Annotated in this window: 12 protein-coding genes, 2 other RNA genes and 1 riboswitch; of the genes, 2 read left to right on the top strand and 12 right to left on the bottom strand. The window is 35.1% G+C overall.

Annotated elements, in window-relative coordinates; all coding sequences use genetic code 11:
- Nucleotides 1–138: 138 nt before the first annotated feature.
- The 6 genes from ACSG5Z_RS00420 to ACSG5Z_RS00395 form a co-directional block, all read right to left on the bottom strand.
- The gene (locus ACSG5Z_RS00420) at nucleotides 139–279 is read right to left on the bottom strand and encodes an FbpB family small basic protein (protein WP_046955196.1); all 141 of its coding nucleotides are present in this window, start codon (nucleotides 277–279) and stop codon (nucleotides 139–141) included.
- Nucleotides 280–639: 360 nt separating this feature from the next.
- Complete coding sequence (locus ACSG5Z_RS00415) at nucleotides 640–1,506, bottom strand: 5'-3' exonuclease (protein WP_087980021.1); 867 nt, start codon at nucleotides 1,504–1,506, stop codon at nucleotides 640–642.
- Nucleotides 1,507–1,636: 130 nt separating this feature from the next.
- Complete coding sequence (locus ACSG5Z_RS00410) at nucleotides 1,637–2,362, bottom strand: P-type ATPase actuator domain-containing protein (protein ID WP_048543464.1); 726 nt, start codon at nucleotides 2,360–2,362, stop codon at nucleotides 1,637–1,639.
- Nucleotides 2,363–2,704: 342 nt separating this feature from the next.
- A riboswitch (M-box (ykoK) riboswitch) is annotated at nucleotides 2,705–2,870 on the bottom strand.
- A gap of 125 nt (nucleotides 2,871–2,995) precedes the next feature.
- Complete coding sequence (locus ACSG5Z_RS00405) at nucleotides 2,996–3,382, bottom strand: DUF350 domain-containing protein (RefSeq protein WP_000606860.1); 387 nt, start codon at nucleotides 3,380–3,382, stop codon at nucleotides 2,996–2,998.
- Nucleotides 3,379–4,614: a glutathionylspermidine synthase family protein gene (locus tag ACSG5Z_RS00400; RefSeq protein WP_137014298.1), complete on the bottom strand. Its 1,236-nt coding sequence runs from the start codon at nucleotides 4,612–4,614 to the stop codon at nucleotides 3,379–3,381. Before ACSG5Z_RS00400 ends, ACSG5Z_RS00405 begins: the two co-directional genes overlap by 4 nt.
- A gap of 3 nt (nucleotides 4,615–4,617) precedes the next feature.
- Entirely contained in the window at nucleotides 4,618–4,929 is a 312-nt protein-coding gene (locus ACSG5Z_RS00395) for a hypothetical protein (RefSeq protein ID WP_000169026.1), read from the bottom strand.
- An 83-nt stretch (nucleotides 4,930–5,012) separates the two neighbouring features.
- Here ACSG5Z_RS00395 and ACSG5Z_RS00390 point away from each other — a divergent pair, with 83 nt between their 5' ends.
- On the top strand, nucleotides 5,013–5,462 hold the full coding sequence (locus tag ACSG5Z_RS00390) for a hypothetical protein (protein WP_087985572.1): 450 nt from the start codon (nucleotides 5,013–5,015) through the stop codon (nucleotides 5,460–5,462).
- A 54-nt stretch (nucleotides 5,463–5,516) separates the two neighbouring features.
- Here ACSG5Z_RS00390 and ssrS (ACSG5Z_RS00385) read toward each other — a convergent pair.
- From ssrS (ACSG5Z_RS00385) to ACSG5Z_RS00365, 5 genes are all read right to left on the bottom strand, one after another.
- Nucleotides 5,517–5,700, bottom strand: a non-coding RNA gene (ssrS, locus tag ACSG5Z_RS00385) — 6S RNA.
- A 21-nt stretch (nucleotides 5,701–5,721) separates the two neighbouring features.
- A non-coding RNA gene (gene ssrS / locus ACSG5Z_RS00380) (6S RNA) lies at nucleotides 5,722–5,904 on the bottom strand.
- A gap of 116 nt (nucleotides 5,905–6,020) precedes the next feature.
- Nucleotides 6,021–6,854 (bottom strand): sulfurtransferase, encoded by an 834-nt coding sequence (locus ACSG5Z_RS00375; protein ID WP_000637539.1) that lies wholly within the window; start codon nucleotides 6,852–6,854, stop codon nucleotides 6,021–6,023.
- A gap of 2 nt (nucleotides 6,855–6,856) precedes the next feature.
- Nucleotides 6,857–7,129, bottom strand: a complete 273-nt coding sequence (locus ACSG5Z_RS00370; protein ID WP_000451816.1) for a YpbS family protein — start codon at nucleotides 7,127–7,129, stop codon at nucleotides 6,857–6,859.
- A 21-nt stretch (nucleotides 7,130–7,150) separates the two neighbouring features.
- Complete coding sequence (locus ACSG5Z_RS00365) at nucleotides 7,151–7,618, bottom strand: GNAT family N-acetyltransferase (protein ID WP_060489657.1); 468 nt, start codon at nucleotides 7,616–7,618, stop codon at nucleotides 7,151–7,153.
- A gap of 72 nt (nucleotides 7,619–7,690) precedes the next feature.
- Here ACSG5Z_RS00365 and ACSG5Z_RS00360 point away from each other — a divergent pair, with 72 nt between their 5' ends.
- On the top strand, nucleotides 7,691–7,945 hold the full coding sequence (locus ACSG5Z_RS00360; protein ID WP_000369740.1) for a DUF3931 domain-containing protein: 255 nt from the start codon (nucleotides 7,691–7,693) through the stop codon (nucleotides 7,943–7,945).
- A gap of 3 nt (nucleotides 7,946–7,948) precedes the next feature.
- On the opposite strand, the gene ACSG5Z_RS00355 is transcribed toward ACSG5Z_RS00360, so the two are convergent.
- Nucleotides 7,949–11,608 carry a dynamin family protein gene (locus ACSG5Z_RS00355; RefSeq protein WP_435710379.1) on the bottom strand — a complete coding sequence of 1,220 codons (3,660 nt, stop codon included), beginning with the start codon at nucleotides 11,606–11,608 and terminating at the stop codon, nucleotides 7,949–7,951.
- Nucleotides 11,609–11,764: the final 156 nt, after the last annotated feature.

Here is an 11,764-nt window from a genome sequence, read left to right as displayed (position 1 = left end):
AACCTCGAAAAATGAATAATATTGATAGAAAAACACTATAAAAACATCTTGCATAGTTACAAAATTAAAGAGAGGAATAGAGTTTTTTCAATATAAAATAAAAAAGATAGCCTTTAAAGGCTATCTTTTTTATTTTATTTAATTATTGGCACCACTATATGCTACATGTCGTTTCTCAATTCTCTCTTCAATTTCTTTCATATTTTCTTTATTATTTAATAGTGATTGTTTATTTTCAATTAATAATTGTTTAAAAGATTTTCTCACTTTTTTTCTCATTTTCATTGTCCTCCTTGGGGGATGGTTTATATAAAAGATAAGGAATTATCTGTGTGCCCTTATAATAATTGATTGTTGTGAATTCCATTTGAACTTTATATGAAAATTTCATTTATTTTCTGACAACTTTGTGAACATACAAAAATGTGATCATCCTAAAACCATTTTGAAATTGCTTCATTTCATTATAAAAGTTGCTATTGTCATCAACTTCTATCAATATATTTTGTCGAAACATTTATATATTTAAAATTGAGTTCGATATAATTTTATTTACTACTATACTGTTCGTAAAAACAAAAAGAGGGGTGTTATATAAGTCAAAGTTTGACTTATATAACACCCCTCTTTCAAAACTATTTATAGCATATTGATTAATATTTCAGGTCTTCCCCAATTCATTTCTTCACAAACGAATCTAAGTTTTTCTTCATCCATTGTGTGTAATCCTTCTTCTAGTAAACATGAAATTGGAACTTCACAATGAATTTGTGCCAATTGTAATGAAATATTTAAGTTCTCTAAATCACTTTCAATCTTTGTGCGCTGCGCTTTCGTTAATGTTGCTACATTTTCTAGTACGGTTGCTACTGTTCCATGCTCTTGAATCAATTTATACGCTGTCTTTTCGCCGATACCTTTTACACCTGGGTAATTATCACTCGTATCTCCCATAAACGCTTTCGCATGCACGATTTGCCACGGCTCTACGCCTTTTTCTTCCATGATTTTCTCTGGTGTGTAATATTCGTAATTTCCAATTCCTTTGCGCAAGAGCATAACTGTAACATTCTTATCAACAAGCTGAAGTAAATCCGTATCGCCTGTTAAAATATAAACTTCCGCTTCATTACAGTATTGTTTTGCAAGCGTACCAATACAATCATCCGCTTCATACCCTTTCATACCGATAACTGGAATAGACAATTTCGCAGTCATTTCTTGAACTAAATCAAATTGCGGAATTAATTCTTCAGGCGGCGCTACACGATTCGCTTTATAATTCGAGAACGATTCTGTTCTAAATGTCGTACTACCCATATCCCAGCATGTTACGATATGTGTCGGTTCAATTGCTTGCATAGCTGTTAATAAATGTTTCATATAACCATGAATCCCATTTGTAGGGGTACCATCTTGTCGTTTCATAAATTGTCCGTAGACACTTGTTGCGTAAAAAGCACGAAATAATAGTGCCATACCATCAACTAATAATACTTTTTTCATAATCCCTCTCCTACCAAAAAAATAATAACCCCACGTCATCACGTAAGGTTATATAAATAGATTACCATTCTACGTTTTTTCAACTTTGTCTATTATACATTGTTTTTGTATATTTAGCATCATTTACACATTAAGACGTTCTACTACAACAAGTATGAAGAATTCCTGTATACGTATTTTTCCCAGTCGAAACAACTACAGCCTTTGCATTTCCGCCAACAATATGAGTCCCTTTGAAACATACGTTTTCAAGTTCAAGTGGATTATAGTCTTTCATTCGTTTTAAAGGAATAAATCGTTTACGCTCAAGGTGATAGCAACTTTCAAATTTCTCAATACTTGCATCTTTTCCTGTTAGCACGGATTCATTTACTAATAAATCATTCGCGTAAATGATACGTACATCTGCTGGTACTGTATCACCTTCTGAAAGAAAAATCATATCCCCAGGAACAAGCTCTTGTACTGGCACATTCATCATTTTTAATTTACCGTTTAAACCTGTTACACTAGAACATTCTACTCGAGACACAGTAATTTTCTCACATTGTAATCCATCACGCACATGTTGTTTTGAAAAACCTGGAATCATTCCACTTAGCTTCATCATTACTTCCGCAATACGCGCTCTTTTTGAAATTAATTCGTTTCGGCCGTATACTTGAATACGTTTTTGTGCCTCTTTCATAGATAATCCGTCTCTTGTTGTTTTAAAATACGCAAATACAGATTTTACATCTCTCGTTGCGATTTCAATTAATAAATCTTTATTTTTTTGAAGCATTGTTTGTTCTTTCATTGATTTTTTACTTAATTTATATGACGTGTTACCCACAGTTTTGTTTGCATATAACATATTATCGTCTCCTCCTGTACAACATAGGAAGAAACGCTTTGTTTCTCAATTTATCCACTTTACCGTAACAGTGTTTAGCGCTTAAACATGCATATAAACGCTACATTATGATAAATATAGAGGGAGGAACAAGTCGTTTCCTGCCTACATCATATATTTTTGATTTGAAGTATATGGGTAACGGAACCGAGTCAGAATTTGACATGCTCCTCACCTCCTCGTTTAATTTTATAGTTTATACTATGAAGTTACTCATAGATTTGTAACAAAAAGACCCTTACTCCGAAAAGAGTAAAGGTCATGGCATACACAAATAAACGATTCCTAAACAATTAGAAATCTACGGACCTCTCCCTCGCCGAGTTTTAGCACTGTATAGCATAGGTACATTACCAGCTACGTTAAGAAAAACCTTAATTCGATCATTCCTGTTGACCCATTGGCGTCTCTCGACATTTTTGGGCAGTAGCATTTCTCTATACAGGAGCCTCACCTAACAGAGACTTATTTTTATTACATAGAAAATGTTACTCTTATTTAAAATAGATGTCAACAGTAGCCTACAATTTTTTCGAAAGGTATGGCGAACTAACGTATATAAAATAAAAACCTTTACGTTTAAACGTAAAGGTTTTAATAAGTTATACAACCAGCAATTACAATCCCAATGGAAAGCGATAAAAACATAAGAAAAAGACCGACTGCTTGATTATCTTCTTCAAGACTTTTGTTTATATTAAAGCGTGGTGTAAGCCACTCAGCTAAATAAAAGACGATAATTTGAGCCAAAATCCCAACGGCTCCCCACGAAACCATATCAAGAAGTGAAATGGAATTAGCTGCTGTCGAATATAAAACAATAGCTAACCCAAGTAATCGTCCTCCAAGTACATAGCTTACCGCCTTATTCCCTTGGGCCATTAACTTAAATTCTTTTACTTTCGTTGTCACTTCCATGAGGAACAGACCAATGCATAAAAGGCCCAGTGTTACTGCTAAATATAATAAAAAATTAATCATATACTTTCCTCCTTTTTTATACCTACCGGTAAATAGTACGATTCATTCCCCGTAATTTTTTCCCCAGCGCGAATACCGATACTACTCGCTTTTCCAGCAATTAAAAACGAACCAAACACATACGACAGTTTCTCCATCCCTTTCTCTGTTTCCAAAGATACGACTGGAAGTTCTGTATACTTTTGAAATATCGGCAGTGACGCTTTATACGTTTGGTGTGCATTTTGAATCATAATATTTTCGTCCTTATCGCGAACGGTAATTGTGTCTCCTTCTCTACCAAATGAAGGTTTTTGAACGAAAGAGCCTTTTCCTAAAAATAAATCTGATTCTAAATATGTAGGTAACATATATTCTTTAATCCACTGTTGTTCCTCATTTGTATAAAAGGCCTTTTCTTCTGCTAACCCCCAAATCAGACACTGAATTGATTTTGGCTGAAGTAAAAATGCTGACAAAGGATTTATTATAAAAAGCTTTCCGGCTTTTACAAGTTGCAACAGTTCCACACCTACGAAGTCTCCTGTTTCAGGATCTTGATCCTCAATTAAATCTTCTATCGGATATGTTTGGCGATATAAAATATCAATCTGTACTCCATCCCTATCCACTAAAGCATCTTTTGTAATTCTAAGTTCTGACATTGGCACTACTTTATTTTCAACATGGCATAACTGACTCAAATACATAGTCGTATTCCAATCCTCAATATGTTCATGATGTGCTGTAAAAACAACATTTGGGTTATCTATTCCCTTTGTCGCTTCCATTACGGCCTTTGTAACACCAGAAGATAGTAATCGTTCTTGACCCAAGTTTGGATCATCATAGCCTAGTTTTCCACAAACTTTTCCATTCATTTGAAAGCATTCCATAATAAAAGTTGGTGTATCACTATTAAACTCAAGCATTTTAATTTGGTTATCACTTGTTAAAACGAAATCAAATCGTGAAATAACAGATTCAGGATATAATCCTTTCATTCTAATAAACGATAAGCTTGCAGGAGGATACCCAAGTTCAAGAAGCTGTTCGTCACTTAAATTCCGCAAAAGTTTAGCAGTCTTAAAAAATATTTTCCCCATTCGTTCAGTTGCTAATTGCAATTGTTTCATAGTCTGATTTGTTATAGAGAAAACATGAAACAAACTATACTCACATTCATATAAATCCGACCAAAAATTCGGATATTTCGAATAGAACTCTTTTCGATCCCTTATATATTGCGACATATGTTAGCCCCCAAATCCTCCCTTTGAACCGCTTCCAATTCCACCTTTAAATTCCGCAGACGATTGATAAGATTTAAACGCCGATGAATTTTTAAAAGTGGATTTATTTTGATAGTAACTCCCACCATAAAAATAATGCCCACGATAACCTGACCTACTATCATCACACTGCCATACCCCAAGTTCATCATCCCAATCCCAATCTGAACAACTATTATCATTCGGTTTTGGGGGAAGATCTTGTGCGCAGCCAAATAAAGTGCCAGTCATTAAAGACGTTACGACACCACCTACTAGCCATTTCGTTTTTGTCACCTTCGCACTCCCCTTTTTAAATTCTATTCCTATTATATAAGATAGCATGATAAAGTAGAAGAAAAAGGAAGAAGAGGGATAAAATGCGCTTAGAATATCGACTTAATGATGAAACGAAAAGGTATCCTGCTTTATGGAACTACGCAAATATTTCTAACTCTGAAATCATCGCACGCATGACGTGTGAATATTTTATAAAGGATAACAAGACATATGTTGTTACTGCTACTTCAGTAGATCCAGACGGAACAGCAGTTATATATATTCAAAAAGAAGAGTTTGCAAATGACTCTTCAGATCCTACATACTCTCACATCGGTTTTGAGGTTAGAGAACTAAGTGAAACGAGTTCAAGCATAATAGATCGGAAAGATGTATGGAACTATGAAGAAATTTTGCCATCTCTTCATTCAGACCTTATATATATTCAGCGCGACGGCATGCATATGGAGTTCGCTTTAGATTCAAGAGAGATTGATGAAGATAGAAAGTGCTATATTTATTATGGAAACTTCACAGGTGAATCCAGATAAAATAGATATATGTATGCAACAAAAAAACCTTACGTATAAAACGTAAGGTTTTTATATAGCCCCACATATGCCGTTCTCTCTAGATGTCCATAAACCTGCTCTCACAGGTGGATGCTCTCACAAATGTTTGTAACTTCCTTCTTAAAAAGATGGCATGTTAGCTACATTTAAATATTGAACTTCCATATTAAACTTATTGGTTTAAGACATGCATAAGCTACGTACACCGTAGGAATTTTATATAATGTTAGTTGAAATAAGACCCCCGCACGTGCCGCTCCTCGTAAATGTCCAAAAACCCGCTACTCGCAGGTGGATGCCCTCACAGTTACCGTACATCTTCCTCCACAAGGAAGGCTTGATGATGGTCGCTAAATATTGAGCTTCCGTATAACTAACATCGGTTTTAGACATAAATAAGTTACGTACACCGCAGGATGTATTATTTACTTGTCGTTATATTATCACATTGTTTCCAATGTGTAAAATACAAAGTTTTTCGAGCAATTTCTTGCTTGTGACCTTATTTTAATACAAATTATTTTTGCATGCAAGTGATTAATCTTCTTCTTTTGCAATTTGATTTTCTGGATAAGAAATCCAATCACTCCAGCTACCTGCATACAATTTAACATTTTGGAATCCAGCTAATTTCAATGCAAGGATATTTGGACAGGCTGTAACACCAGAACCACAATATACAATTGTTTCCTTATCTTTCGAAAGATTTCGGAATCGTTCTTGTTGCCCAGCTTCATTCTTAAATTGCCCTGATTGTACAATTCCATCCTTCCAAAAATAGTTTACTGCTGTCGGAATATGTCCTGCTTTTGGATCAACTAGTTCCTCTACACCAGCATAACGTTTTGGCTCTCTAGAATCAATTAACGTAACATCTGCACCTGCATGAATATTCTCTCTCACCGTTTCCATCGTTACAAGCATATGATCTTGTACATTTGCTTTGAATGTTTTTCGTATAGCAACAGGAATTTCCATTGTTATCGGTAGTCCATTCTCTTTCCAAGCTGGAAATCCACCATCTAATATATATACTTTCTCATGTCCTACATAGTTTAATAACCACCAGAGACGAGAAGCATTTGCACCCGCTTGACTGTCATATGCAATTACTGTCGTATGTTCATCAATACCAGCTTGTGAAAGCTTGTCTGCAAACTCCTCAATATTCGGCAATGGATGGCGACCACCATGTTCTGTTACAGGACTTGATAAATCTAAATTCAAATCAAAATATAATGCATGAAGAATATGTTCTTCCTCATACTTTTCTCTACCCCAATTAGGATTCGCTAAATCAAAACGACAATCGATTATACGGACATTCTCATCTTCTATATGCTCACGTAACCATTCGACTGTAACTATCATCTTTAACGACCTTCTTTCTCTTGCAAACGACTTACATACTCCATAACCATTTCTTCTGTAACATATTTACGCTCTAGTGTAACACCATTTTTTGCAAGATCATTAATTTGCTTTGTTACAACATTAATGACATCAACCGAAAATTCTTTCCCATTTGACGCAAGAGATACGGCTGCTTCAATAGCTGCTTCACGCTGCGCATCTAATTGTAAACATGCTTTTACACTTTCATTTTGTTTACGAGAATGTGCTGTAATTGCTTTATGTACTTCCATCTTCTCTTCCCCCTAAATAAGTTATACGTTCTCATTCAATTCCATTGCAAGCCGAATCATATCACGGCATACAATCCCATTTTCAATAATCTCTTCTTCATAATGCTTCGAAAAGTAATCAAAATCAATAGAAAAAATACGAAATCCACATTTTTGATATAAAGCAAGTTGTGAAACACTAGAATTGCCTGTACCAACTTCAAGTTTTGACATACCATATCCTTTAGCGGTTTCTATGGCATGACTTAATAGCTTCTTTCCAATCCCTTTTCCTTGCAAATGCTCTACAACCGCAATATTCATAATTTCCATCGTCTTCGGCCTTGTTTCCAAAAGAACATATACACCGATAACTCTCCCCTCTTGCTTAGCTACATATGTTTTCCCTCTTTGTACATATGTATCAATTTGCCCCTCACTTGGATCAGCAAGCAATAATAAAGGTTTCGGTATAGCTTCTTTCGAAATATACTCTATTACTACACACATAAAAAACTCCCCTTTCTCTATTGTTCTAAACCCTCCTTGTCTACCATAAATAATAGAAAGGAGGGATTCACCATGGACAACAATGAGAAAAAGTGCAACGTCATCTCTATTGATGGAAAGAAGAAGAAAAGCGACACGTATTCCTACCCAAAATTAGTAGTAGAAAACAAAACATATGAATTTTCTTCATTCGTCTTATGCGGTGAAACACCAGACGGCAGACGCCTCGTTCTTACTCATATGATTTCTACCGATGAATTTGCTGGGTTTGTCAAATCTTTAGATACAGTATTGCAAAAGAAAATTGAACGAATCTTTTTCTCATAACGACTATATCACATAAATTTCTTTTTCAATCTCTACTAACTGCTTTTGCAATTGTTCTTTACTTTGTTCATATAGTGATACATCAATTGTTTCAGCCAATGCAAATAATACACTTTCATAATAATTCATCACATCTTGCTGCATCACTTTTTGGAATAAGTTCCATTTCAAATCCCACTCTTGCTTATAATGATGAACAAATAAATCTTTTTCATCAGCTACATAGTTTGATACGAAAGGCTCTAATACAACTTTAGCCTCTTCTTGCATGAAAGCTTTATCATTTTTTTCAAAAAAGCTTTTTTCATTTTTAAAATGCGCCAGTGCTTTTTTGAAATCTTTTATTTCAACTGAAGGGAACGGTTCTTTATGTGCAATATCTTTATATTCATAATCCACTGTTCCACTCATAGAAATTGATTCATTTTCTACTTTACAGTTCACCACAATTTCATTCTTTGCACGCTTCATCGCTTCATCTATCCATTTCTCAAGGCGTAATGATGTCGCACGCATTTCTTGTAGTAAATCATGCTGAATAAATGCCACTAATTCCATAACGCACTGTTGCAACTGCACTTTCACATTCCCATCCGTTCGCAGCGATGCTGGATTAATAAATTCAGTAAACACATCGTTATAGCGTAGGAATAGACGCTGTTGCACGTAATAAAGCAATTCTTTCACTTCATTTTGCATCGCCTGCTCTTCAGCAAGCACACTATATGATGAAATAATATGAAGTAGCTGATCACGCTCTGCTTCATATTTTTTCGTTTGCTTCTCTTTCTCTTCATTCCCCTGCTTTGCACCGTTTATCATATTTACTAAAAGCTGATCTGCTCCTTGCAATGTACCATATAAAGCATGAACAGATACGAGCATTAAATCTCTCATCATAAAGGATGTAAATGATTCCTCGAACTTAGCAATCCCAGAGTTTTGTAAAATACCGTACTTCTCTTTTTCAATATTCTTTCCTTGCTTCTCTTCAAGTGCACATAAACTTGAAATTGCAAATAAACGCGGATTTCTAATACCGTATTGCAGTAGCTGGTCTGCGATATAACCTTTTACCATTTCAAGTTCTTCTTCAGACTCTGCTAAATCGGCCGCATTAATTAAGAAGAACATTTTATCAAGTGCAAAAGTATCCTTTACACGACCAAGCTGGATTAAGAATTCACGGTCAGCACGAGAGAACACATGATTATAATACGTTACAAATAAAATAGCATCTGCGTTTTTAATATACTGGAACGCAACGTCCGTATGGCGGGCGTTAATAGAATCCGCTCCAGGTGTGTCTACAAGCGCTACTCCTTGCCTTGTTAAAGCACAATCATAATAAAGCTCCATGTACTCAACAAAACATGATTTTTCTTCATTCGCTACATAATCAGAAAACTCTTCTAATGTAACTTGTACTTGCTCCCCTAAATGAGCAGAAACCGTATCATACCCTTTTTGTACCGCTCTTAAAAAGCTAAATGTTGTTTTTTGCTTCCCAGTTGGTGAAGGATATTTCATAACTTTATCAATTTGTGCTAACGCTTCATCTAACGTAGTAATCTCATAATGAAACAACTTATAAACAGCTTTCATATCTTCTAATAGAGCTTGCTTTGATTTGAATTGAACCATTACTGTTCCGTGTGGTTTTTCCTCTGTAACCGGCAAAATTTGATTAATCGTTGCCGTCGTCGGATTTGGTGATACAGGAAGTACATTCCCACCAAGCAATGCATTGGCAAATGATGATTTCCCAGCACTAAAAGCTCCGAATAACGCTACTGTAAATTGTTTCGTTTCCACACGACGCCTTTTTTCTATTACCTCTTGCTGTACATGTTTCAGGGCTGGCAATGGCTCTAATATCGTTTCAGCTTTCTTCACTTTCTCTAATATACGCTGAATATTTAAAGCTGCTTTTCCTTTCATCTCTTCCTCACAAGCCATTACGTTATCGTTTACGCTTTCCTGCTCTTGTAGTGTGAATTTCTCACTAACAATTTGTATTTTACTTTGCAATATCTCCTCTATTTGCAAGCCTTCTGGTGTAGCAACACGCTCGTGCCAAACATTTTGCAAATAACTTTCATATGTCTCTAAATTGTTACTGTATTGCAATTGCGTTTCTTTTGCCGTTTGCAACATCATATATTTTTCAATCTCTTCTTCAATGCGTGCAACTGCTTCCTTCACCTTTTGCTTTAAAACGACTGCACTTTTATCAAAAATTTGCTGCGCTTTTGTAAAATAACGTTTCTTCAGTTCATTCGCTACATCCGCTGTATAAAGAAGTAAGTAATCACCTGTGAAACCTGCACCTTGTTTAATGACTTCAGCTAACATTTCTGGTCCAAAAGCAATTTCTAAAGCATATATGCCTTTCCCAATTTCCTCTGTGAACAATCCTTCTTCTTTTAAGAAGGCAACAATAAATTCTTTCACATGAAAATCAAGTTGCGTTTCAACAGTCTTTTGCAAAGCAGAATAAAAAGCATCTAAACGTCTCTGTTTTTCTTGCTCCGTCTTTCCTTTTGCAAACAACAAACCGACCTTAAATTTAGTTAATTTCGTTTCTAAATACGCATTTGCCAATTCTCTCATTTCAAATGGCATTAAATACGCGTTATCTAATATAGCTTGTAAGCCTTTTATAAATTCGTTTCTCACATGAGATTCTTTACTAGCCTCGCGTTGTTTAGTTTCCGTTAGCTCTTCTTTCTTTTCAACTATCTCTGAAATAGAAAGCGACGATGCTAGCTCTTCCTCATATTTCAAAAGAGCTTTTTCATTTTCTGAAAGAATAAATGAAAAATGTTCCCCCATTAAATATTCTGTTTCTCGCTCCATTCCATCTCTTACATACTGCACTTTTTCTTTCATAATAGAAGTAATTAATGTTTCTAAGCTCCCAATTTCATTATGTGTATGGTTCATCATTCGTAATGAAGTATAATACACTCCATCTACTTCAATATCCCAGTTAGAGAACGATTGTTTTACACTATCTTTATAATCCTCAAACGATAATTCATTTTCTTTATGTTTATCTATTTGATTTACAACGAGATAAACCGTTTTATTACGTTGTTTCAATTCTTTAACAAATTGCAAATTCACTTCCGATTGGACGTGATTATAATCCATCATATAAAAAATCACGTCTGCTAGATGCAGCGTTGATTCTGTCGCTAATTGATGGGCATCATCTGTTGAATCAATCCCTGGTGTATCAACTAACATAACACCCTCAGGAATTGGCGCATCATTCCGATAAATATGAACACCAATTACCTCATCACCGTCTTTACAAATTTGTTTTAATTCTTCAGCTGAATATGCACCATCATATTCGTACTGTTCTCCAGATTTAACTGTTACAACAACACGATCCATTCCTTTTTCAATTTTGACAACGTTAGCGCTTGTCGGAATTGGACTTGTTGGTAACAACTGCGCTTTATATAGATGATTCATCATCGTTGATTTCCCTGCAGAGAAGTGACCGCAGAACGCTATCATAAGCTGTTCTTGTTTATATTTTTGAATCACCTCAAACAACTTTACACTATTCTCTGCATCGCCGTGTTTTTGCCACTCTTCATAAAAACAAACAAGTTTTTTCATACCGTTTGTCTGTACTATGTTTGTCATCCCCTTGTTCCCCTTTATCCAAGATGTATATACTTTTTCCCGCTATTTGCGAGCTCATAATCATCAGGAGATACATCCCCTCATCGATTACAGTTTCACTTTACTATCATACTAAATTTTCAGCATATTCTCATTAAAAATAAAAAATCCCTTTCA

This window comes from Bacillus pretiosus (assembly GCF_051294775.1).
Taxonomy (GTDB): domain Bacteria; phylum Bacillota; class Bacilli; order Bacillales; family Bacillaceae_G; genus Bacillus_A; species Bacillus_A wiedmannii.
Note: the sequence above shows the minus strand (reverse complement) of the source record. Positions and strands in the feature narration are given on the sequence as shown.